Origin of the sequence: Pararhizobium qamdonense, from assembly GCF_029277445.1 — a bacterium.
Classification (GTDB): Bacteria; Pseudomonadota; Alphaproteobacteria; order Rhizobiales; family Rhizobiaceae; genus Pararhizobium; species Pararhizobium qamdonense.
The window spans coordinates 196,164-218,529 of sequence record NZ_CP119569.1; the positions used below are offsets into that span (position 1 = coordinate 196,164).

At 59.6% G+C, this 22,366-nt stretch carries 18 protein-coding genes and 1 pseudogene; 5 read left to right on the forward strand and 14 right to left on the reverse strand.

The genetic code is table 11. The annotated features are described in order from the left end of the window. Positions 1–250: 250 nt before the first annotated feature. On the forward strand, positions 251–1,297 hold the full coding sequence (gene ligD / locus PYR65_RS29435; RefSeq protein ID WP_276122426.1) for a non-homologous end-joining DNA ligase: 1,047 nt from the start codon (positions 251–253) through the stop codon (positions 1,295–1,297). 173 nt (positions 1,298–1,470) lie between these two features. Here ligD and PYR65_RS29440 read toward each other — a convergent pair whose 3' ends face one another. The 4 genes from PYR65_RS29440 to PYR65_RS29455 form a co-directional block, all read right to left on the reverse strand. Continuing rightward, the gene (locus PYR65_RS29440) at positions 1,471–6,558 is read right to left on the reverse strand and encodes a helicase-related protein (RefSeq protein ID WP_276122427.1); all 5,088 of its coding nucleotides are present in this window, start codon (positions 6,556–6,558) and stop codon (positions 1,471–1,473) included. Between the two features lie 96 nt (positions 6,559–6,654). Further along, positions 6,655–7,260, reverse strand: a complete 606-nt coding sequence (locus PYR65_RS29445; RefSeq protein ID WP_276122428.1) for a DUF1419 domain-containing protein — start codon at positions 7,258–7,260, stop codon at positions 6,655–6,657. Positions 7,261–7,375: 115 nt separating this feature from the next. Continuing rightward, positions 7,376–8,329, reverse strand: a complete 954-nt coding sequence (locus tag PYR65_RS29450) for a DUF3991 and toprim domain-containing protein (RefSeq protein WP_276122429.1) — start codon at positions 8,327–8,329, stop codon at positions 7,376–7,378. 176 nt (positions 8,330–8,505) lie between these two features. After that, positions 8,506–8,685 carry a hypothetical protein gene (locus PYR65_RS29455; protein WP_130854201.1) on the reverse strand — a complete coding sequence of 60 codons (180 nt, stop codon included), beginning with the start codon at positions 8,683–8,685 and terminating at the stop codon, positions 8,506–8,508. A gap of 639 nt (positions 8,686–9,324) precedes the next feature. Between PYR65_RS29455 and PYR65_RS29460 the strand changes: the two genes are divergently transcribed. From PYR65_RS29460 to PYR65_RS30560, 3 genes are read left to right on the forward strand one after another with little or no spacing between them, the layout of a single operon-like run. Beyond that, the gene (locus tag PYR65_RS29460; RefSeq protein ID WP_276122430.1) at positions 9,325–10,065 is read left to right on the forward strand and encodes a DUF6088 family protein; all 741 of its coding nucleotides are present in this window, start codon (positions 9,325–9,327) and stop codon (positions 10,063–10,065) included. Beyond that, positions 10,046–11,149, forward strand: a complete 1,104-nt coding sequence (locus tag PYR65_RS29465; RefSeq protein ID WP_276122431.1) for a nucleotidyl transferase AbiEii/AbiGii toxin family protein — start codon at positions 10,046–10,048, stop codon at positions 11,147–11,149. The genes PYR65_RS29460 and PYR65_RS29465 overlap by 20 nt, the downstream gene beginning before the upstream one ends. A gap of 23 nt (positions 11,150–11,172) precedes the next feature. Next, positions 11,173–11,640, forward strand: coding sequence for a hypothetical protein (locus tag PYR65_RS30560; RefSeq protein ID WP_328518530.1), 468 nt, complete (start codon positions 11,173–11,175; stop codon positions 11,638–11,640). A 29-nt stretch (positions 11,641–11,669) separates the two neighbouring features. Here the strand turns inward: PYR65_RS30560 and PYR65_RS29470 are convergent, their stop codons facing one another. From PYR65_RS29470 to PYR65_RS29510, 9 genes and pseudogenes are all read right to left on the reverse strand, one after another. Then, complete coding sequence (locus PYR65_RS29470) at positions 11,670–11,816, reverse strand: DUF1127 domain-containing protein (protein ID WP_003551724.1); 147 nt, start codon at positions 11,814–11,816, stop codon at positions 11,670–11,672. 171 nt (positions 11,817–11,987) lie between these two features. After that, a pseudogene (locus tag PYR65_RS29475) lies at positions 11,988–12,430 on the reverse strand (3'-5' exonuclease); the annotation flags it as partial. 456 nt (positions 12,431–12,886) lie between these two features. Continuing rightward, positions 12,887–13,645: an alpha/beta fold hydrolase gene (locus PYR65_RS29480; protein ID WP_130854204.1), complete on the reverse strand. Its 759-nt coding sequence runs from the start codon at positions 13,643–13,645 to the stop codon at positions 12,887–12,889. Positions 13,646–13,818: 173 nt separating this feature from the next. After that, positions 13,819–14,550: a L,D-transpeptidase gene (locus tag PYR65_RS29485; RefSeq protein WP_276122432.1), complete on the reverse strand. Its 732-nt coding sequence runs from the start codon at positions 14,548–14,550 to the stop codon at positions 13,819–13,821. Continuing rightward, the gene (locus PYR65_RS29490; protein WP_130854206.1) at positions 14,547–15,077 is read right to left on the reverse strand and encodes a VOC family protein; all 531 of its coding nucleotides are present in this window, start codon (positions 15,075–15,077) and stop codon (positions 14,547–14,549) included. The genes PYR65_RS29485 and PYR65_RS29490 overlap by 4 nt, the downstream gene beginning before the upstream one ends. Before the next feature lie 103 nt (positions 15,078–15,180). Next, positions 15,181–16,029 carry an alpha/beta fold hydrolase gene (locus PYR65_RS29495; protein ID WP_276122433.1) on the reverse strand — a complete coding sequence of 283 codons (849 nt, stop codon included), beginning with the start codon at positions 16,027–16,029 and terminating at the stop codon, positions 15,181–15,183. Positions 16,030–16,077: 48 nt separating this feature from the next. Beyond that, positions 16,078–16,902: an oxidoreductase gene (locus PYR65_RS29500; protein ID WP_276122434.1), complete on the reverse strand. Its 825-nt coding sequence runs from the start codon at positions 16,900–16,902 to the stop codon at positions 16,078–16,080. Beyond that, positions 16,899–17,798 (reverse strand): NAD(P)-dependent oxidoreductase, encoded by a 900-nt coding sequence (locus PYR65_RS29505; RefSeq protein ID WP_276122435.1) that lies wholly within the window; start codon positions 17,796–17,798, stop codon positions 16,899–16,901. The genes PYR65_RS29500 and PYR65_RS29505 overlap by 4 nt, the downstream gene beginning before the upstream one ends. A gap of 10 nt (positions 17,799–17,808) precedes the next feature. Continuing rightward, on the reverse strand, positions 17,809–19,260 hold the full coding sequence (locus PYR65_RS29510; protein WP_407951384.1) for an MFS transporter: 1,452 nt from the start codon (positions 19,258–19,260) through the stop codon (positions 17,809–17,811). A gap of 629 nt (positions 19,261–19,889) precedes the next feature. On the opposite strand from PYR65_RS29510, the gene PYR65_RS29515 reads away from it, so the two are divergent. Continuing rightward, positions 19,890–20,753, forward strand: a complete 864-nt coding sequence (locus PYR65_RS29515; RefSeq protein WP_276122436.1) for a LysR family transcriptional regulator — start codon at positions 19,890–19,892, stop codon at positions 20,751–20,753. Between the two features lie 155 nt (positions 20,754–20,908). On the opposite strand, the gene PYR65_RS29520 is transcribed toward PYR65_RS29515, so the two are convergent. Then, complete coding sequence (locus tag PYR65_RS29520; RefSeq protein WP_276122437.1) at positions 20,909–22,348, reverse strand: NAD(P)(+) transhydrogenase (Re/Si-specific) subunit beta; 1,440 nt, start codon at positions 22,346–22,348, stop codon at positions 20,909–20,911. Positions 22,349–22,366 lie beyond the last annotated feature (18 nt).

The window sequence follows — 22,366 nt, forward strand, 5'->3', positions numbered from 1 at the left end:
CCCGAACCGCAGGACGGGCCGGCGGCTGCAATTGCGCCGGAGCAGACCTGGCTTGCGGAGGAGCGAGGCACACCTGCCTTGCGAGGCAAGCTGGCCCGGTCTGCGACCGGCGCGATTGAGGGAACCGGCAGCCGTTGGACCGTCCTTGCGAACCGGTTGCCTTGCCCCCTTCTTCTCCTCCCTCGTCGTCCTCCCCTCCATTTCCCGGCGATGTCACACGATTTTAAGCAATTGCTGCTGAACTTTGGCCATGACAAAGCCGCCGCGCAAAAAATCCCAGCCGCTTTTGCGGGAGACGGATCTCCCGATCCGCTCGCGACCACGCAAACGACGCGATCCGGCGCAGCCGCAGCTTCCCTTCGACCCGATGCCAGATCGCATCGAACCGTGCCTGGCGCTGCTGAAGGCAAAGCCGCCTTCACGACCGGACTGTATCTATGAGATCAAATGGGACGGCTATCGCGTGGCTGTTCATATCGAACCGAACTCGGTGCGGATCATCACACGTGGCGGTCATGACTGGACCGACAGGTTTCCGGCAATCGCCGCCGCTGCGCGCAAGCTTGGCGTCGGGACCGCCATTCTCGATGGGGAAGCTGTCGTGCTCGATGCCGAGGGCCGCTCGGATTTTGGGGCGCTGCAGCGCTCGCTCGGCGGGCGCGGGGGCAGACGAGCCTCCGACGATGCCATCCTCTACGCATTCGACCTGTTGTATTTCGATGGGCATGACCTGACGAAGATGGAGCTTTCCGGACGCCGTCACCTGCTGGAAGATCTGATCGGCGAAAGCGAGGGGGCAATCCGCGTCTCGCAGGAGGTCGAAGCGGATGGCGCGACACTTCTGGCGGCCGCGCGCGAGCACGGCCTGGAAGGCATCATCGCCAAGCACCGCGACAGCACCTACCGCTCGGGCCGGCTTGGCGACTGGCTGAAGATCAAATGCATCCAGAGCGAAAGCTTTGTGATTGTCGGATACGAGCCATCCTCTGCGGCACGCGGCGGGATTGGCAGCCTCTTGCTGGCGGCCTACCAGGGTGCCGCGTTCGTCTATGTCGGTTCGGTCGGAACTGGCTTTAAAGAGAAAGACACTATCGAACTGCGCCGCATGCTGGACACGCTGAAGACGAAGCGCGCGCCGCTTGCCGTCGATAAAAAGGGGGTCGTCTTCGTTCAACCGACATTGATTGCCGAGATCGAATATCGCGCCTGGACCGACGATGGCAAATTGCGGCATGCCTCGTACAAGGGTCTGCGAGAACAACAGGACAACGCAGCGATCTACAAACTCCCGGAATAGCGCCTGTAGGCCAAAAAACGAAAGGGCGCTCGACCCTTTCGGGGAGCGCCCTTCCAACCCGGACAGTTTCAAACGCGCGGCAATCGCCACTGCAGAAAACTATCGAAACGGGTGATGACCGATAGATGTGTATCGGCCGACCTCGTTTCAAGTGACGGTGGGTATGCCGCTGTTCACGCGGCTTCCTGGCGATCCTCCTCTGGTTCGTCGGCGGTTGCCGCCAGATCCTTTTCGATCTCGTCGAGTTGGCTCAGCTTGAGTTCGAGCTCGGCTTCCAACGAGAAGCTCTCTCCCAGACGCGGCGTGTAGGAGGCGAGCCGTCGCTTGGCATCGGTGAGCCGATTGCGATGGCTCTCACTCTCATGTTCAAACCCGCCAAGAGCATGCTCGAGCCGGGAGATGGCACCAATCGGCGTCGTGGTCACCGGAAGATCGATCTCGTAGTCGCCACCGGTGCGTTGAAGAAACGTGTCGTAACGATAACCGTCCTTGCCGAACCGCTCGCCATGATAGGCAAGATCGAAGCCGCCGATGGCGGCGATAATGGCTTCGCCTTCCTGCTGTAGCTGAACCAGCGTCAGAATCTCCTTCATCAGCGCGCGGCCGGCGAGCTTGCGCTCGTCAAATTCGGCACTTACGACCTGCATCATGAATGCATCGCCCGCGGTCGGAACCAAACGGTCGATGTCGTTGCCCACATCCGCGATCCGGCGGCTGGAAAACTCGATATCCCGTTCGGCGTCGCGGATCTGCCGGCGGATCGCGTGCTGATCGTCGATATGGGCGGCCCGCAGCCGATCGAGACGGGCGATCTCGGCCTCGAGCCCGGCCTTCTCAATGAGGCGTTCGTCGCCGGACGCGATGGCCTTGGCCATGGCGAACTGGTTGGCCTGCCCCTCGCCCATGTCCTCCAGCCGGCGGACGCTGGTGTCGCCGGACAGTGCCGCCGCGATGAAGCGGGCCTTGCGCTCGTTGTTCTGCCACATGGTAGCATCGAGGCTGCCGAGTGTCGCATAGGCGAAGACATCGACTTCATCATGCTGGTTGCCCTGGCGGATGATCCGGCCCTCGCGCTGTTCTATCTGCGAGGGCAGCCACGGCACATCGAGGTGGTGGAGCGCCTTCAGCCGGGCCTGAACATTGACGCCGGTGCCCATGGTTTCCGAGGAGCCGATCAGTACGCGGACCTTGCCAGCATTGAAGTCGTTGAACAGCCGCTGCTTGGCGTCGGATTTCTTGTAGTCCTGCATGAAGGCGGTTTCGGAAGCCGGCACGCCAAGGCGGACGAGCTCATCGCGGATCCAGCGATAGGCGGAAAAACCGCGCGTCGCCTCGACCGAGATTGTGCCGAGATCGGAAAAGATCAGTTGACCAGCGCCCGGCCGGTCGAACGCCTTGCCGTCCTTGCGACGATACTCTGCCTCCCCCGTTTCCTGCCAGATCCGGTGGGTGTTCGTGACAAGTGCGTTCAGCTTGTTGGCGGTCTCGTTGCCTATGGCCTGATCGACCAGACGTAGATCGATGGCGGCGTGACGTCCGTCGGTGATGACCGAGAGCAGGATGTCATCGCCGGGCTTGGCCGGGCCATCGCGCATCTCGATCGCCTTGATCCGCGCATCCAGCTGTTTCTGATAGGCCTTGAAAGCGGCCGTCGGTTCGGCGGTAACGATCTGGCGCTTGCCACCGGAAATATTGGGGACCTTCACATACGTCCTGAGATCGGCCGGCAGCACGACGTCGGCAAACGACCGGAACATGGCGATGAGTTCCGGCACGTTGACGAACTGGCTGAAGCGCGTGACCGGCTTGTATTTACCCGACGGCTGCAATTCGAGTTCGGTCGAGGTATCGCCGAAGGTCGAAGCCCATGCGTCGAACTCGTGCAGACCCCGTTCCGACAATGCTGCCGGATCCATCATCCGTTGGACGGAAAACATCTCGCCCAGCGTGTTGGTGATCGGGGTGCCCGACGCCAGCACCAGCGCCCTACCCGGATTTTTCATCTCGATGAAGCGGGATTTGACGAACAGGTCCCAGGCGCGCTGCGAACCGTTCGGATCGACACCGCGCAACGTCGACATGTTGGTGGCGAAGGACAGCTTGCGGAACTCCTGCGCCTCGTCGACGATGATCTGGTCGATACCGAGCTCGGAGATTGTCAGCAGATCGTCCTTGCGGGTGGCCAGCGCTTCGAGCCGTTCCTTGTGACCTTCCTTCATGCGCTCGATGCGCTTGCGCGATAGCCGGTCGTCGCGTTCGACCTTGGTGAGCAGCTCCTCGTAGAGCTCCAGTTCATCCTGGATCATATGCGCCTCGAAGGCCGAGGGCACCGCGATAAACCGAAACGCCGAATGGGTGATGATGATGGCATCCCAGTTGGCGGTTGCTGCCCGCGACAGAAAGCGATGGCGCTTCTCCCTGACGAAGTTCGTTTCGTCGGCGACCAGGATCCGGGCATTGGGGTAAAGGGCGAGAAACTCGCGGGCCGCTTGCGCCAGGCAATGGCCGGGCACGACCAGCGTCGCCTTATTGATCAGGCCCAGCCGCCGCTGTTCCATGATCGCGGCCGCCATGGTCAGCGTCTTGCCGGCGCCGACCGCGTGGGCAAGATAGGTGCTACCTGCCGAAATAACCCGCCAGATCCCGCGTTTCTGATGCCCATAAAGAGAAAAGGCGCCTGAGGCGCCGGGGAGTTGCAGGTGATCACAGTTAAAAGATCGCGGCGCGATATTGTTGAACGTGTCGTTATAGACCCGCGCCAGCCGGTCGGTGCGATCCGGATCCGACCAGATCCAGGATTGGAAGCTCGTCTTGATCTTGGCGAGCTTTTCCTTGGCGGCTTCCGTCTCCACCGTGTTCAACACCCGACGTTCGGTCTCGCCGTCGCGGACCGTGTCGAAGATCTGCGGCACGGAGGAGTTGAGAGCGTCGGACAGCAGCTGGCCGGCATGGCGGCGGTGCGTGCCCCATTCCGTCGTGCCTGCTGCAGACCATTCGAGCTGACGGGCATTGACCGTCCATGTCGCCAGTTCCGGCAGATGATGAATGGAGATATCGGCCTCCATCCTCTGTTTGACGAAGGCGACGACATCATCGGCCGGGATCCACGGCGCGCCGAGGCGGGCGGTGATATCCGAAGGCCGGAGATCGGACGGCTGGACACGCTCAAGCGCCGTCACGTTCCGCGCGAAGACCGGATCGAGCTCAGCCGCAGCCCGGGCGACTGTGAGCTTCGAGCGAACTGCACCGGACAGATAGGCATCGGACATCTGCCAGGAGCCATTGGACGGATCGCGGAAGATTGCCTCCCCCAGTTCGCCGATAACATCGTCGACGTCGCGGTGCAGCAGCTCGGCAATATGATCGGGATCGACATGACCGCGTTCGTTCAGAACAACCGCGAGCGCATCTGATGCCGAGGTGATCACGGGCGCCGGTGGCGGCGCAATCACCCGTTCGGTAAAGATTGGACCCGGCCTGGCGGTATTGGTTTCCAGATCGTAGTCCTCGATCGAGGCCACCAGCCAGCAATCGGGATCGTCGAGGAAAGGTGCGATATTCGGCCGGCGGTGGACCTCCCTGACTTCACCGGTTTCCGGATCCTCCGATGTCGAGACGGAGGTGAAGTTGATCGGGCCGAATTCGCGCACGAAACTCGACCAAGCAATGCGCAACGACACCTGCGCCTTCTGCCAGGGCTGGTCGCGTTCCTGAAGCTTGAGAATGAGCCGGACCGCATCGCGGATCGGGATGAGCTTGCGGATAATGAGAGCGTGCTTGGCGAAGATGCCATCGGTGCTCCGACCTTTCCTGACCTCCACTGGAACAGCGACCCCGTCCACCACCTGCATCAAGGCCGTGGCCTTGCCAATGAAGTAGCTGCCTTCACGCACCTTTGGATCATCCAGGCGCTCTGCCATGGCTTCCGCGACTTCGTCCTCAAGGGCGAAGTCGATTGTGGAAGCTTCACCGTCGTAAATCCCGGCGGGCAGCTGACTGACTGCAGAGTTCAAGATCGTTTCGAGGTCATTGTCAAAAGGGAGGCATGTATAGGCTTCGCCGAATGGACCTGACGTGATCGCATGCCGTCCCAGCACCATGTCGGAATGATCGGCGAACCACCTGTTGATACGGACGCTGTCGCCCTCACCTTCCACCTTTACATCCGCGAGATCGAGCCAGCTATCGTCTCCAGCCGGCTCGTCAGCATGACGCTTCCGGAAGAAGAGGATATCGACGACCACATCCGTGCCGGCGTCTGCCCGGAAACTGCTTTCGGGCAGGCGGATGGCGCCAATCAGATCGGCCATGCCGGCGATATGTTCGCGGGCGCGGGCGTCGGCCTTGTCCATCGTGCCGGACGAGGTGACGAAAGCCGCAAGCCCGCCGGGCTTCAGTCGATCAATCGCCTTGGCGATGAAATAGTCATGCAGCCGAAAACCGAGAGAGCGGAAAGCCGGGTCGCTTCTCACCGTGCGGTCGGAAAACGGCGGATTGCCGATCGCCAGATCGAAATGGGCTGGCAGATCCGTCCGGGCGAAATCACTTGTGATGATCCTGGCCCGCGGTTGTAGCAGCCGGACGATACGGGCGGTGACGGGATCAAGCTCGATACCGGTGACATGGCTGACCGCCGAGACCGCCTCCGGCATCAGAGCCGGAAACATGCCGGTACCGATGCCCGGTTCCAGGATGCGTCCCCCTTTTAAGCCCATGCGGATCAAGCCTGCCCAGATGGCACGAACGATAAACTCCGGCGTGAAGTGGGCATATTGGGTGCAGCGCGCCAGAGACGCGTAATCACCGGGCGCAACAGCGCTTTCGAGATTGCCGCCGAGCTCCTCCCAGCCTTTGCGAAATGCCTCGTCGCCGGGACGGCGGAAAATGCCATTGGCCAGGTCCGACGCGCCGAAACCTGTAAAGCGGATAAGCCTCGCCTGCTGGTCAGGCCGGGCCGGCAGTCCGTGACGCTCGATCTCGTTCGCCAGCAGGATGGCGGCGATGTTGTCACGCGCCCGATCGCGCCAGGATTTGCCGAGACCGCGAGAACCCTGCAGCCGGAAATCGACCTTGGTCCGCATCTGCGGTGCGGGCTTCGGCTCTTTGCGGGCTGGAGCGGCTGGCGCCGGCGTCGATGGTGGCGGGTCGATATCTATATCGTCCCCGAACTCTGCTGCGAAACCCGTCAAACCGAGATCGAAACCGGATGTGAGAGCTGTGTTACCGAACAGGTCGAAGGTGAAAGGACCGTCATGCGCCATTGGAAACTCCTGTGAGGTGGCGCGCCGAGGCAAACTCGCGGGAAGATGCGGTGTTGCTAGGCTGCGAACGGTGAGATTGGGAGGTGAAGGATGCCGTCAGGCAGCGATGGTTTCCGGCAGAAGGCGGAACTGCACCGGCAGTTTGGCGGCAATCTCCTCGTCCGTCAGATCGTCGAGCAGTTTCCAGACCTTCCCCTGAGCGGAGGGATAGACGAGCACGATCTGGCGATTGCGCAGATCGGCTGGAAAGCGAGCGTCGGCATAACCACGAAAATCCGGACCGGTCGCGCTCCAGATATGATCGAGCTTTTCCTGTCGGTTCATGGCGCGCACCGGACGGGATTCGCGGGTGATGATCTCGGAACGCATGCGATCGGGTGACTGACGATCGCCCAGATCGCAATAGCCGTGAAACCAGCGGGAGCGATCATCGATCGGCAGCGCGAAGAATACGCTGGTGACGCTGGCGGCCAGAAACTCGCGCATGGCGAACATGTCACCGCGATAGAAAAGCGGCGGTAGGATCTCAAACATATGATCGTGATCGGCTTCGGATATCTCGAACCACTCGCCGACATAGCGCGTGCCATTTATTCTGTTATCGTCGAACGGCGATTGGCTGTGGCGATTGAACAGGGCGTACATTTCGTGGCGGCTGGCCACGCCTTCGAACACTTTATGGATGGTGGGAGGGTTGAACATCGGCTGCTCCTTTGGGGTTGGGGACCGAAGCGGAAGCCTGATCGACCTCTTCTTTCAGTCCTTTGATCACCCCTCCTCAGCCGGCGCCTCGCGGGCAGCGGGTCAAGGGCCGCCGTCAGGCGGGCGGCAGCTTCACCCTTGATGCGGCTTCCCGCGTATGCGGCAGCTCTCCTCTCTCCCTCCTCTCCTTCAATTCCTCATTCCAGTCTTCACATCGCGGCCTCAGCCGGGAGAAATCGCAATTGGCGTAGTCCGCCGTCTGGCGCAGGCGGTCGGCAAAAACCTCGCCCTGAACATTGTTGTCGGTCGCGGCCACAAGCCACGTGCCCTCCCCGGAAGCCAATGTCTCCAACGCTTGCGCGGTCAACGGCGACCAGCCGCCACCTGTGCTGACATAAAGCGTGTTTGGCTTTGTCTGCTCGATTGCAGCAAGACTGAGTGCGTCGATCGCCGCCTCTGTGACGCAGACCCGACGAGCGTCATTCATTCCAAACCGGAAGAGCGCCTTGGCTCCGCCGGTGGAGAACCCTCGCCAGTCCGGACCGCGCTCCTCCCAGCCGATGATGGCGCCAGCCTCATCGACATGCTTTGCCCACATTGAGCCGTAGGGTCCTTCGCGCAGAACGTCTGCATCGATCGCTGCGGAGATGACCTGCCGTGGCAGCGCCCGGATCTGTCGAAGGTAGTTCCACGTCGCCGATGCGCGCCACGGCCGTTTTCTATGGTTCCAGCGGTCAGTGATGGGAGCCACCATTTGCGTTTGATAAAGAGGCTTTTCCCAGGTCGGCGCGGTGGGCTGAAACGCGACGAGATGGCCAACCATCGTCAAGGCCTCCGTAAATCCGATTCCGCGCAGATGGCTTGCGAGCGCGAAAACATCGCCCTTGGCATCCGAACGTGCGTCGAACCAGCCCCTGTCGTCGTGGATGACGATGATGATGTCGTCGTCGCGCCGGAATTTTACCGCCCGGCTCGTACTCTCTTTCCGATCTATCGCGAAGCCTTCTCGCTCAAGGAGAGCTACGCAGCCCACGCGGGCGCGCATTTCCTCAATGTCTTTCTTTTCCATATCACCTCCTTTAGTTTTCCTGACTATTGCGGCTGTCGGCGCCCAGGCCGCGAAGATGGAAGCGCGCAAGGGCGCGGTTCGCAATGTGCAGATCTGCCGGACAAGCTCGCGGCGAAGCCTCCCTTGCGCGCGCAACAGCGCAAGCGGCACGCGCTCCCCCCGAAGGGGCAATCGGCTCAATGAGGCGATCCATAGGCAAATGGGTCATATTCATTGATGATGGCGTCTTCATCGCCGTCATACTCGGCGGAAGGCATGACGCCGATCTCTCCATCGATTTCGAAGAGGGTGACCGGGACCATCAGGGTCCGGGCAAGATCGAGTGCGTGGTTTTGTGCGAGGCTGAGATCCGACATGTGAGGCTCCATCCGGTGGCGGGGCCAATCCCCGCTCGATGGCGCCCGTTTGATCCGGGCCTGGCCGCGGTCACCTCGGCGGCGCAGCCAGAGAGGTCGCAGCTCGCTCGCGAACCCCCTTGCGGGTTGACCGTCCAAGGACGGGACTGAATTAGGGATGCCAGACAAGAGAGCTGGGTTGGCAACGCCGATGGGTGGTGCATGATTGCGCTCGGCCTGAATTGCCCTGCCGCTTGTTGATCAGGCGACCAGCAGGTTCCGATACAATGAAGGTGTTGGACGGTTGCTGCTTGCCGCTTTCAGAAAGAGAAACTGTGCAGCAACGCTTGATGGTGGCAGACCGTCGTCGTCATTGAATGCGTGAAGGGTGAAAGCCGGAAGGGAGAAGAGTCACGCGCCGAGGCCCTACAGTTAGCGTTACCCCCGACTGTGGGGGCCTCGTTCTCGCCATGTGCAATGATCGCCAACAATACATCCGTTATGTCGAACTCCGCTCGTTGATTTCAGTTTTGATTTTCGAGCCAGCCATGGAGATTGCGCGCTGACCAATATTTAGATATAAACATTGGTCAGTATGAGCATACCTGTTGCCAGTGACCAGAGTTTGTATATAATCTTCGGCCAGAAGGTAGGACAGCTATGCCGGATCCCACATCGGACACTCTCGAACGCATTCACGAAAGGATCGCCGGCGCGGCGCCTTCGGGCGTTTGGTCACGCGCGGATTTCCTGGATATCGCAACACCGAACGCGGTCGAAAAGGCACTGCAGAGGCTGACAAACCGCGGCGACATCCGACGCCCTCATCGTGGTCTCTATGACAAGCCGGCCATCAGCCAGTTGACCAGCAAGATGGTGTTTCCGCCACGCGGCTCTTTTATCGACGCGATCGCACGGCGCGACAAGCTCCGTGTGTGCGTCGACGGCATGACGGCTGCCAACGATCTTGGCCTGACGACGGCCGTTCCGGCCCGGTCCACGATCTATGCGGACACGTATCCTCGAACAATCGAGATAGAGGCCAATGCCGGTGACACGAAGGCCACAAAACCGGTCATCTATATCCTGGACTTCAAGCGAATTTCGGCAAAGACCGCGTTCTGGGCAGGCCGGCCTGCTATGCGGGTGATCCAAGCCCTGCACTGGTTTCGCGATGAGCGATCCAACCTGGAGACCGTTGTCGATGGTATCGTCCGCTATCTGGTGCGAAGCCCGCACAGGCGGCCGATCGTCGAGGATCTGCGCGAAAACATCCACGCCATCCCTGCCTGGATGTACCAGGCGATAGAAACGATAACACGCGTCCCGCAGCCCCCGGAGGATGACGACACTCCGTTGGGCCAGGATGGGAAGGCTGAACATGCGCCAGAGCTTCATTGACGTCCTTCGCTCAAGCGCCGATGAGCAGAGAGCGCTGTTCTCCGCCGCTGCATCTGATCTTGAGACGCGTGCCGAAAATATCGAGAAGGATCTCTACGTCTGCTGGGCGCTCGACTATCTGTTTAACCGACGTAAGGGTGATGCAATCGGCCTCTACTTCAAGGGCGGCACCAGCCTCAGCAAGGCCCATGGCCTGATCCAACGTTTTTCCGAGGACATAGACATCGGTATATACAAGGCGGACCTGAAGGTTCCGCTTGAGGCCGATATCGCCGCGCTCCCCTCCGTCACTCAGCAACAGAAGGCTCTGGCCGAGCAGGTGGACGAAGCGGCGCGGCAATACATTTCCGGGCCACTGAAAAGCTCCCTGGAGGAGGAAATTGCTGCGATCGAAGGAGAGATCGGACAGACGGGACATTTCACGCTCGGCTTCGGGTACGATCCCTACCGGAAGAAGGACGCACTCGACGTCCTGGTGCTGGGATACAGAAGTGTCTTTGATACGAGCGGCGGCTATGTCGAGGCAGCGGTGCGCATCGAAGGCGGGGCACGCCCGGATCCGGTGCCAGCCGAGACGCGGCAGATTATCCCCTACATCGCATCCGAAATGCCCGCGGGTTCGGATCTCACTATCTCCAATGTGATGACTGTCAAACCGGAACGGACGTTCTGGGAAAAGGTCCTCATTCTTCATGCCATGACGGAAATGACCGAGAAGCGAAATGCCGATCAGAATGCGGAAAGAAAGGTCCCCGACCTCAATCGATACTCGCGCCACTATTACGATGTTCACCAGATTTGGACACATCCAGACTACGGAAAGGCAACCGCATCCATGCTCGATCTTGCCGAAGCGTGCCGGCAGCACAAGGAACTGATGTTCCGCGCGCCGGACCATCACTATGATCGGGCCGTACCGGGCAGTTTCCGACTGGTCCCGACGGCCGATATGCGCAAGAAACTGGCGACCGACTACGACAGAATGTCGGCGATGATCTTTGCTACACCGCCTGATTTCGAAGCCGTCATGACGAGCATTGAGGATCTGGAGCGTTTCCTCAACAAGGAGCAAGTCGTCGGTTAACTGCTTCGATCTCGGATACCGACATGATCTTGGAGATAGCTGAGCCCCTGCTCGCCCCTGTGGCCCCGTTCAGACGGAGGGTGCGGATGCTGGGAATTGCCCTTTCGTCGCTCAACACCGAAGAGAGCGGACAAAACCACAGCTCGCTCTCGACCTTTGATGCTACGGCCCTGAAAACGAAAACGCCTACCGCGGGAGGAGGTGCGGCAGGCTTTCCGAAAAGAACCGAGCTACGGCTGGGAGGAGGAGTGCCGCTGTTCCGACAGACGCCCCTTGGGAGGAGGAGTGGGCCGTCTGAATTCGAAGCTCTGCGGGAGGAGGTGCATCGTTTCGATGAGACCAAGTTACCAGTTTCCGCCGCACACGAAACAGACTTTGCTGCAGTGCAGCTATGCAAGCAACGCAAGATACTTGGCGGCTTCAGAAGTCCCGAACCAAGTCCCGGGGTGGGAGAGCACATACAAAAACGTCCGCGTCATCAGCGGGCGTAGTGTCAGTCTGATAGCTTCGAAAGAGCCGCTTAGCGGGCGACCGACTGGCGGGCAACGCTGTGGATGTCGGCACGATTGATACCGAGGTCCTGCAGTTCGCGCGAGCTCATGCGGCCGAGTTCGGTAACGGTCTGCCGGTACTTGCGCCAGTTGTTGAAGGAGCGTGCTACGTTCATGATGATCACCTTTCGTGAGGTCTCTTGACGCCAGCAACCATGCCTTGGTTCCAACGTCGTTTCGGTGATTGGAATATAGGCTCTTGGCCCTCATTCGATAAGGCACAAGGCCTCAGGTCGGCCATGCGTCCAAAGCATGGGTCTTCGAGGAGGCTGATTAAAGGGATAGCATCAAGCCCGGAAACGGTCGAAGGCAGTCAGGCGTTTGATTGGTGGATCGGCATCGGGATATCGGTAGATTTCGGCCCTGAGATAGCGGAGCTCATCATCGAGCGCTTCCTTGCCCACCTCGAGCCACCAGGATTTCGGACAGCCGTCGCTTCCATCAGACCAGCGATAGCCTCGCGCCTTCAAATGATCCTTCATGTCGAAGGGACTGTTCTCGGCAAAGATCGGGACACGCGACCTCTGGCTTGCTTCGTAGAGTTCCGCGAACGCGGTGGAAGCCGATCCATCAGCCTCTCGGGCGGGGACCTCCAGGAGGGCGAAACATTCATCAACAGTCCGGTGACCATCATGGAGATAGCCCGCCTGCCCGATCAGGTATCCGAGCTTGGTGCCTTCATATCCCCGCAACGACCAGTCGATTTGGAGTTGGAGCAAGCCCAGGCCTTGCCTGACAGGAAAGGGCATACCAGCTGCAGCAGGAACTGCGAAAGCCGTTCGCCTCCCGCAAGACCGGTTAAAACGGGTTGCCGCAGGAGGGCCAGCATAGCGACGACAACGCCGGGGCCCGGGACCGACAACCCCGGCGCGCGGGGCCGTTTCTCACATTTAAGACCCACCACGTTGACTCCGTGATCAAAATGGGCGGCAAAGAGATCCAAGCCCTGCCGCTATGAACAGATTGAAGCATCCTACAGGCACAGGTCTGCTGGATGGCGCTATCAATGCCCGGTGCTGCATCGAACGCGATGATGGACCGCGTTGGTCTCTCTGATAAGAACGTTTATCGTTGGTGCGGCGACCGCGTCACTGAGAAAGAGTGCGTGCAAACCCGCAAGCTGCGTTACATCTCCAAATGCAATTCAGTTGGCGAATTTGCAGATTCTACTGCGCTCTCCCTACTGTCAGTCGACAGCTTCCGCGGCCCCCTCGATGACCTTCGCAACTGCAGCGGCCTGAGAGATGTAAATTGCGTGACTGCCCTCGATTTCGGTGACAGTTGAACCAGCGCGCTTGTACATCCAACGTTCCAGGTCCGGGTTTATCGTCATATCATTTTTCGCAACGATGCCGTAACTCGGCTTCTCGTGCCAGGCGGCAACTGAAACCTGCGCATTGGTGGCGGCGATGGCAACAGGCATCTGAGAGCGGGCCATGAACTCGGCCTGGTCCTTGGGCAGATCCGCCCCAAAATCAGCAGCGAACTTTGCTTGGTCAACAAGCAGGAAGCCATCCTTTGTCGGCTTGATATCATTGGTCGGTGACGGCATCGATTGGAGCAACTGCGTGGTGCTTTCACCTTTTTCAGGCTGCAGTGCTGCAACATAGACAAGTGCCTTGACTTTGGGATCATCACCTGCTGCCGTGATGATCGTGCCCCCATAGCTGTGACCGACGAGAACGACGTTGCCGTCCTGCTGGTCGAGCACGCTTTTGGTGGCTGCTACGTCCTGGTCCAAGCTCGTCAGCGGCTGCTGGACAATGCTGACATTGTAGCCGTCACGTGTCAGAATGTCATAGACGCCGCGCCAGCCCGAACCGTCCACCAGCGCACCATGGACCAGCACGATGTTTCGTGCATCGGCTAGGGCTGGGGCCGTTACGGCGGCAGAAGACAAAAGCACAGCCGTGAGGCCCACAACTGCTTTTCTGAAAATCGACATGGTCGGTAGTTCCTCGATATTTGTGTTGCGAAACAGGTCTTGATCAGTGTGCGGGCACCCCTCTCTCTCAGAGGCTTTCGCCCGGCACATGCATTTTTTAGGACGAGTCACCATTTGAGATTCGCCCAAGGGACGTGCCTCTCCCCTGACAGGGGAGAAACGGCAATCTTGGCTTACTGCTTGACCACAATCGGCGCCTTGATCGGCACGCGATCATAGAGGTCGATGATGTCCTGGTTGAGCAGGCGTAGGCAGCCCGACGAAACGGCCTTGCCGATCGAGCGCCATTGCGGATTGCCGTGGAGGCGATAGAGCGTATCCTGGCCGCCGGCGAAGATGTAGAGCGCACGCGCACCCAACGGATTTTTCAGGCCCGGCTCCATTCCGCCATTCTCGATCGAATACTTTGCTAGTTCCGGCTGACGCGCGACCATTTCGTTCGGTGGCTTCCAGCGGGGCCATCTCTGACGCCACTGGATGACGCCATCGCCTTGCCAGGCGAACCCCTCGCGGCCGATTCCGACGCCGTAGCGCATCGCCGTCCCGCCCGGCTGGACGAGATAGAGAAAGCGCGAGGGTGTGTCCACGACAATGGTGCCGGGGCGTTCGCCAGTCGGATCGATGACCTGCTGGCGATAATAACGCGGATCGATTTGCTTGTAAGGAACCGCCGGGATCAGAAAGCCGCCGTCCTCGATCGGGCCATACATGACCGCCAGCTCGGCATCCGTCGGCGCGGGGGACGGCTGGACGGCACGGATGGGTTCGGGCAACAAAACCTGCTGCCCTATTATCTGGCGGGCGCCGGAGGTTGACGTGCACCCTGCCAGCGCCGACGCCGCAGCAATCGCGGAGAGCGAAATAAAGCTGCGACGTGATATCGTGTTTTCCAGATGCGCGCTCATTCCTCGTCCTGCCACCTGCGCAGATCCGTTTGGTCGTGATAGCCCATGCGGTCGGGAGTGGTGATGAACTCAATCATCGTGCCCCATGGCGTGCGGCAATAGCAGACCTTGTTTCCATGACCTTTTTCAGTTGCGTAGGGAATAGCGCGCGGCGCGGTAAGCGGAGTGCCGCCGGCCTTTTCGAAGCGATCTACCGACGCTTCGATGTCGTCGGTGTAGACGCCGAAATGCGTGATCCCGATATCGCTCGGTCTAACCGGCTGCGCTTGTTCGGGGCCGTGCATTTCGAAGAGTTCGATGTCAGGTCCGGTTCCGATTTTGACCATCGCCTGCGCGCGCACGACTGTTCCTGGGAAAGCACCAGTGGCACGCTCGAATTCGGGTCCTTGCCGCGGCGGATCCTGCGGGCCGAAGGACTGATAGATTACTTGGCCGCCGAAAGCTTCCACGAGGAACGATTTTGCAGCTTCAATGTCAGGCACCGTGATGCCGATATGATTAACGCCGCGAATAACTGGTGCGGTCATGACAGTTTTCCTTTCGTGTTTAGTCGATTGAACGCGATGGGTGCGGGCATAATTCGCCTGCAATGTTGTAATCCGACCGGCCCACAATGGGGCCGTACAGGTTTTAGTTGGGCTTGAGAAAGTCGATTAGAGCTGCCGCTACTTCCTTCGGCCGCTCGTCCGCGACATAGTGACTGCACAGCGCAATCGAGCCGCCTGTTACATTGTTGGCAAACTCTTTGAGCATGGGGACCATCTGCGCACCAAAGCGCTTGTCTCCACCTAGACCCAGCACTGGTATGTCAAGCGGGTGCTTCTTGTACTCTAGAGCAGCCGCGTGATCCGCAGCGAACGTACGGTACCATTCCATACCACCACGCGTGCGGCCGGGAAGAGCCATCGCTTTTGCGTAAATCTCGATGTCCGCCGTATCAAAGGTACTGTGATCGTAGAACCGCTCCGCCATAAAGGTCGAAATATAGTCGTACTCGCGACCACGGATGAGGCGTTCGGGCAGGTCGCGGTTCATATGGAAGCTGAAGTGCCAGATCTTCGCAATGGTCGCCTCCCATTGGGTCCAGCCTGGAAGCGGAACATCGAGGACGGCCAGGTGGGTGACAGCGTCGCGAAAAATGGCGGCCTGAGGCAATGCCACCATTCCGCCAATGTCGTGGCCGCACACGGCGTAGCGTTCATGCCCGAGTGCAATCATGACCTCATGCGCGTCGCGCGCCATCGTCGCCTTGTCATAGCCGCCGAGGGGGCAGTCGGAAAAACCCGCTCCGCGCAGATCGATGGCCACCACGCTGAAATGCTCGGCCAGTAACGGCATCACATGGTGCCATTCCCACCAGGTTTCCGGCCATCCGTGAAGCAGAAGGATCGGCGGACCGGAGCCCCCCGTGACAGCGTTGATCTTGATGCCGTTGACCGGCACCAGCTGCTGGGTAAACCCATTTAAAGTTGCGAACATGATAATTGTCCAGTTGATGTGAGAGTTGAAGCAGATTGCGGCCAGCGACTAGGACTGATCGAAATCGGTGGCGATGGTGATGTCGCGCCAGGCGTCGATATCGCTGCGAAAGGACGCCAGCTTTCGCTCGGCGATCGAATGAGCGACGGGGCCGAGCGGCAAATGAAGCGGGGCCTTGTCGGCATCGACTGCCTGCAGGATCACGGCGATGGCCTTTTCGGGATCGCCCGCCTGTTTGCCGCTGTTGGTTTCGCGATAGTGTTTGCGGGAGCTTGCGGCGTATTCAGGCATCTCGTTGGCCACCATCGTAATCGAGCGGCCGAGGAAATCGGTGCGAAAAGGCCCGGGCTCGACGATCACCACGCGGATCCCGAACGCCTTCAGCTCGCCGGCAAGCGCTTCGGAAAGCCCTTCCACGGCAAACTTGGCCGCGTTGTAGTACCCGCCTCCGCCGCTGCCCGCGATGCCAGCACCAGACGACATGTTGACGATTATTCCCCCCGAACGTCGCAGGACGGGCAGCGCTGCTCTGGTGGTTTCGATCAGACCAAAGACGTTCACTTCAAACATCGGCCGATATTCTTCGGGCGTGCCTTCCTCGATTGCGCCGAAGAGTCCGTATCCGGCATTGTTCACGAGCACATCAAAGCCGCCGAATGTCTCAACCGCCATTGCCACTGCGGCCGTGGCCGCCGCTGCATCCGTCACGTCGAGCGGCAGGGTGATCATCCGACCGCCGAAAGGTTCAGCCATTTTTTCGATCGTTTCGACATTGCGAGCTGTCGCAATAACCTGATCGCCGCGTTTTGCTGCTGCAAGGGCGAGCCGCTGTCCGAAGCCGCTTGAGCAGCCTGTGATGAGCCAAGTTTTCATGAGTTTGTCTCCGAATTGGTTTCAGACGATGCCAAGCTGTCCGCGCCACGAACCGTCATATCGGCCATGATCGACCAGTCCTTCTCGCCGAGGCCCGCCAAGACGGCTTTGTTGAGCCCCTCGCGGACAGCCTCAAGCATCGGGAGGGTACGTCCGATCTCCTTGCTAGCCTCAGTCGCAAGGCGCATGTCCTTGAGTGCAAGTTTGGCCTTGAAACCAGGCTCAAAGGCCTGTTCGGTGATCTGTTTGCTGTAGCTCTCATAGGCCCGGCCCGAGAAAAGGGTGCCCAGGATGAGTTCGAAGAAATCCGCACGGTCGAGCCCGATGCTCTCGGTCAATACGACACCCTCAGCCATCGCCTCGATTGCCATGGCGATCATCATGTTGCAGGCAAGCTTTGCCGTATTTGCCCGAGCTGGGTTCTCCCCTAACTTCCAGACCTTTTTGCTTAGGTGAGCAAGGAGCGGCTCGACGACTGCAACTGCATCGGCCTTTCCGGCTGCCAGAATGTTGAGCTGGCCACTCGCCGCTACGTTCGGGCGCCCAAGAACCGGTGCGGAGACATAGCCAAGGCCTGCCTCTTCGTGCAGTAGCTCCAGTTCTCGAGCGAATGCCACCGAGATTGTCGATGTGACGACGTGGGTCAGCCCCGGTTGCGCACTTGACAGCAAGCCAGCATCGAGGATCACTTCTCGAATTGCAGGGTCGTCGGATAGCATCGTGAAGACGACGTCCGCTTGAAATGCATCCGCGGCGAGTTCGACAAGTGTCACCCCGGGAACGCTATCCTGCACGACCTTGCTACGGTTCCAGGCCCGAACATCATGGCCGGCCTTCACCAGATTAAGGGCCATTGCCGAGCCCATACTGCCGAGACCGATAAATCCGATCTGCATGTTTTATCTCCTATTGTTTAGATGAGAGTTGAGCGGGATCAGATGTAGGCTGCCGGGCGATCGTCAGGCCTAGACCTGCGCCGACGAGTTGGCTGGTAGCGATGATAAGGAGAGCAACAACGAAGGCGTGAGCGAGTTGTCCAGCATCGGCGCCCTCTCCGCTGAGTGCATAGAAGACGCCGCCGATTACCGCGACACTGAGTGCAACGCTTACCTGCAGGGTAGAGCTCGTCACCCCGGCGATCATCCCTGAAAAGTCTGGCGATACACGGCCGATTACCATGTGCATCAAGCCGGGGGTCGCGAGACCTTGGCCGAACCCAGTCAGGAAAAGAAGTGCGACAAGCCATGTATGATCGGGCACTACACCCGGCGTTGTGGCACCGACCACCCAGGCGATGCTGTAGAGACCGATCGCCTCAAGACTCATGCCGAGCGGAGTGAGAAATGGCCCGAATACGCGCCGGCACGATGGCGAAGTGAGCGGGCCGATTAGATAGCCCAAACCGTAGGGTAGAAAGAAAAGACCTGCATCAAGCGCGCTCGTGTGAACAGCCTGTTGCAGGTACACCGAGAACAGCAGGAAGAATGTCGAGATTGTGTAGAACAGCAACGCTACGGTCAGTCCACGAGCCAGTCCGGGCGCAGCCAAGACTCTGGGGTCAAGGAGCGGAGAACCACCAGAACGTGCAAGCTTGCCCTGAGACCGCCAGAAGGCGCCCGCTAGGAGGGGAACGACGGCCAGTGACAGCCATGCCCATAACGGCCAGCCGGCCTCCCTGCCCTCGATGAGCGGCACGATCAGAGCCGCCAGCGTCATTATCGAGAGCCCGGTGCCGACCAGATCGAGCTTGCGCGGATCACGGGCGCGCGTTTCGCGAAGCAGTGGGATGGCGAAGAGAACAACGAGGAATGCCACCGGTAGGTTGACGAGGAAGATTGCTCGCCATCCAAGGCCAAAGACATCCAAGGAGATTAGAATCCCGCCCAAGGCCTGACCGACAACGGACGCCAGACCGAACACGGCACCAAAGAGGCCGAGCGCCAGATGCTTTTCTTTCTCAGAAAATATCGCCTGAATCGACGCGAGGGCCTGCGGGGCCATCACGGCGGCTGTTAGGCCTTGCAGTGCTCGCCCAGACACAAGGGCCCATGGCGACCATGCAAGACCACAGAGCATGGACGCGAAAGCAAAACCGATCAGGCCGCTGACGAACATTCGCTCTCGGCCAAAGAGATCGCCGAGCCGCCCACCGGTGATTAGGGTAACAGCATAGAGCGCGGCGTAGGAGGAAATGACCAGCTGCTCGACAGACGGAGACGCTCCCAGATCCTGCTGTATCGAAGGCAAGGCCACATTGACGATGAAAAAGTCAAGCGGCGGCAGGAAAGCGCCGACCAAGAGCACCGTAAACATCGCCCAACGTCGAGGGTCGGGGGCAGTGGTGTTCGGTTCGGTCACCGAACGGGACAAATGTGGTGATGGCAGTTTGCTGGAACTCATGGCTTTCAACTTCAATTGCATCAAGGCGCTGCCCAGAGCGGCTTCAAGATGTTGCGCTTTGGCTGGTGGGCATTAGCAATCTCGGAGTAAGCCATGACCTGAACAGTCTCCGGCCGAGTGTGCGCCGCTTACATGGCGGCCTCATCGACGAAGTTGGTGGCACCAAACGAGATAAACCGGTGCCATTTCCTTTCGGAAGAAGTCGCCGGCAATGAGCGCCCATACGTCTCCAGCTTTCCCCCACCAACGGGAGGTGCATGTTGATCCAACGGTCGCGCTCGAACTGTGTTTGCTCAACGCCTGCATAGGTTACTAACTTTGTGATCATCAGCGACGTCCTTGGTATGAGCAACCGGACGGGGTCGCCACATGATGCGAGCCCTCAAGAAACTCTCAATGCTATGTCTGGACGAGCTTCCGTGTGCTTTCCGCAGCTAGGTTACGTGTGTTCACCTGGCGGCCGTATTCACCAATCCGTTGATCCTTAGAGGGTAGCGCCTCCAGACAATGTAAATTTAGATTGCTTAGATTTGTTCTTTAAGTGACATAACTGTATTCTTGGCGTTCAGTTTTGTATGGGTGTGGCAATGGAATGGAGTGACATCCGAGTCTTTCTAGCTGTGGCGCGATCCGGGACGCTCGGCGGCGCCGCCCGTTCCTTGCAGACGAGCCATCCGACCGTTGGAAGGCGCCTGCGCGCCTTGGAGTTGGCGGTTGGTTACACGCTCTTCCAGCGGACTGCGGACGGTCTCGTCTTGACCGAAGAGGGCCACGGGATGATCCCGCTGGCGGAGCAAATGGAAGAGAGCGCACTGGCCATGGAGCGACGGCTAGCTGGGCGGGAGCAGGACCTCAAAGGTAGCCTGCGCGTTTCATCATCAGATTGGTTCGGGGCTTACGTGCTGCCTCCCATTGTGGCGGATTTTTCGAATGCCTACCCAAATGTCGACGTTGAGATCCTGACAGGCACACGCCTGTTTAATCTGGCCCAGCGCGAGGCCGACGTAGCTTTCCGTATTGTGCCATTCAACACCGCCGATGTTGTTCAGCGACGTCTCTTCAGGCTGGAATACGGCGTCTACATCGCTGAGGAGTCGCCTGATCCAGAATATGGCGACGGGACCGGTTTTCGGCTGATTACACACGATACGTCGACCGGACAGTTCCCCGATATCGCTTGGCTGACTGAGAGTTTCCCCAACGCGAGAACTATCTTGCAATCGAACAACCGCAACGTCCAAGGCCGCATGTGTAGGCAAGGTGTTGGAATTGCGGTCCTTCCTCGGGTAGTCGGCAGTCAGATCGCGGGTATCCGTAGACTTGAACTGCCGATGCCCCCGCCAGCGCGAGAGATTTGGATGGGATATCACCGGGACCTAAGACGTCTTCCGCGTCTTCGTGCGTTCATTTCAACAGTATTGAACCATCTCGCCAACGCGACGGAAGGATAGACCGCCCGTCCGGCGCGTTTGCACGACTAGCGCAGAGCCCGAATCGGGAGCACTCACTGTAAATCGATGGCGCCGCAGCCATCGTATAGCCGATGACAACGGGGCGACCGCCAATACTACCCACTCCGGTCTTTCCGCTTTCTGCTTCAGCCAGATCACCCGATCGTCGCGAGGAGTTCCGAGACACTTTTTTTGGCATCGCCATAGAACATTCGAGTGTTGTCCTTGTAGAAAAGCGGGTTCTCGATACCGGAATAGCCGGTGCCCTGGCCGCGCTTGGAGACGAAGACCTGCTTGGCCTTCCACACCTGCAGCACCGGCATGCCGGCGATTGGCGAATTCGGATCTTCTTCCGCCGCCGGATTGACGATGTCATTGGAGCCGATGACGATGACGATGTCCGTGGTCGGGAAATCGTCGTTGATCTCATCCATTTCCAGGACGATGTCATAGGGCACCTTGGCTTCGGCGAGCAGCACGTTCATGTGGCCCGGCAGACGGCCAGCCACCGGGTGGATGGCGAAGCGCACGGTCTTGCCGGCTGCCCTGAGCTTGCGGGTCAGCTCCGAGACCGCCTGCTGTGCCTGGGCAACCGCCATGCCGTAGCCCGGCACGATAATGACGCTGTCGGCATCGTTCAGCGCATTGGCAACACCTTCCGCATCGATGGCGATCTGTTCGCCCTCGATCTCCATCGCCGGTCCCGTGGTGCCGCCGAAGCCGCCGAGAATGACGGAGACGAAGGAGCGGTTCATCGCCTTGCACATGATGTAGGAGAGGATCGCACCCGAGGAGCCGACCAGCGCACCGGTGACGATCAGCAAGTCGTTGCCGAGCGAAAAGCCGATGGCAGCGGCTGCCCAGCCGGAATAGCTGTTCAACATCGAGACGACCACGGGCATATCGGCGCCGCCGATGCCCATGATCAGGTGATAGCCGATGAAGAAGGCGAGCAGCGTCATCAGCACCAGTGTCCAGATGCCAGCGCCGTTGAAGAACATCACCAGCAGGATGATCGATATCAGCGCCGCCCCTGCATTGAGGAAATGGCCTCCCGGAAGCTTCTTTGCCTTGCCATCGACCTTGCCTGCCAGCTTGCCGAAAGCAACGACCGAGCCGGTGAAGGTGACCGCACCGATGAACACGCCGAGGAAAACCTCGACCTTGAGGATGGCGATTTCCACCATGTCCTTGTGGGCGAGCTTCTCGGCAAAACCGGCCAGTGTCGACAGGTCACCGCCCGCCGCCTTCAGCGCCAGAACAGTGCCGAGTTCCAGTTCGGCATTATAGCCGATGAACACAGCGGCAAGGCCGACGAAGGAGTGAAGCGCCGCCACAAGCTGGGGCATTTCCGTCATTTGCACGCGGGCAGCGACATAGTAGCCCATGACCGAGCCGCCGGCGATCATCACCAGGATGATGAACCAATTGCCGACGCCCGGGCCGAATACGGTGGCGGCAACCGCAAGCGCCATGCCGACAATGCCATACCAGACGGCGCGCTTGGCGCTTTCCTGGCCGGACAGACCGCCGAGCGATAGGATGAAGAGAACAGCGGCGGCGATATAGGCCGCAGATACGATACCGATTGTCATAGTCTTTTCCCCTCTCCG

What these genes read in the sequence shown, in the direction of transcription:
- ligD (WP_276122426.1), top strand. Translation starts at nt 251, where the DNA reads ATGACAAAGCCGCCGCGCAAAAAATCCCAGCCGCTTTTGCGGGAGACG.
- PYR65_RS29440 (WP_276122427.1), bottom strand. Translation starts at nt 6,558, where the DNA reads ATGGCGCATGACGGTCCTTTCACCTTCGACCTGTTCGGTAACACAGCT.
- PYR65_RS29445 (WP_276122428.1), bottom strand. Translation starts at nt 7,260, where the DNA reads ATGTTCAACCCTCCCACCATCCATAAAGTGTTCGAAGGCGTGGCCAGC.
- PYR65_RS29450 (WP_276122429.1), bottom strand. Translation starts at nt 8,329, where the DNA reads ATGGAAAAGAAAGACATTGAGGAAATGCGCGCCCGCGTGGGCTGCGTA.
- PYR65_RS29455 (WP_130854201.1), bottom strand. Translation starts at nt 8,685, where the DNA reads ATGTCGGATCTCAGCCTCGCACAAAACCACGCACTCGATCTTGCCCGG.
- PYR65_RS29460 (WP_276122430.1), top strand. Translation starts at nt 9,325, where the DNA reads ATGCCGGATCCCACATCGGACACTCTCGAACGCATTCACGAAAGGATC.
- PYR65_RS29465 (WP_276122431.1), top strand. Translation starts at nt 10,046, where the DNA reads ATGCGCCAGAGCTTCATTGACGTCCTTCGCTCAAGCGCCGATGAGCAG.
- PYR65_RS30560 (WP_328518530.1), top strand. Translation starts at nt 11,173, where the DNA reads ATGATCTTGGAGATAGCTGAGCCCCTGCTCGCCCCTGTGGCCCCGTTC.
- PYR65_RS29470 (WP_003551724.1), bottom strand. Translation starts at nt 11,816, where the DNA reads ATGAACGTAGCACGCTCCTTCAACAACTGGCGCAAGTACCGGCAGACC.
- PYR65_RS29480 (WP_130854204.1), bottom strand. Translation starts at nt 13,645, where the DNA reads ATGTCGATTTTCAGAAAAGCAGTTGTGGGCCTCACGGCTGTGCTTTTG.
- PYR65_RS29485 (WP_276122432.1), bottom strand. Translation starts at nt 14,550, where the DNA reads ATGAGCGCGCATCTGGAAAACACGATATCACGTCGCAGCTTTATTTCG.
- PYR65_RS29490 (WP_130854206.1), bottom strand. Translation starts at nt 15,077, where the DNA reads ATGACCGCACCAGTTATTCGCGGCGTTAATCATATCGGCATCACGGTG.
- PYR65_RS29495 (WP_276122433.1), bottom strand. Translation starts at nt 16,029, where the DNA reads ATGTTCGCAACTTTAAATGGGTTTACCCAGCAGCTGGTGCCGGTCAAC.
- PYR65_RS29500 (WP_276122434.1), bottom strand. Translation starts at nt 16,902, where the DNA reads ATGAAAACTTGGCTCATCACAGGCTGCTCAAGCGGCTTCGGACAGCGG.
- PYR65_RS29505 (WP_276122435.1), bottom strand. Translation starts at nt 17,798, where the DNA reads ATGCAGATCGGATTTATCGGTCTCGGCAGTATGGGCTCGGCAATGGCC.
- PYR65_RS29515 (WP_276122436.1), top strand. Translation starts at nt 19,890, where the DNA reads ATGGAATGGAGTGACATCCGAGTCTTTCTAGCTGTGGCGCGATCCGGG.
- PYR65_RS29520 (WP_276122437.1), bottom strand. Translation starts at nt 22,348, where the DNA reads ATGACAATCGGTATCGTATCTGCGGCCTATATCGCCGCCGCTGTTCTC.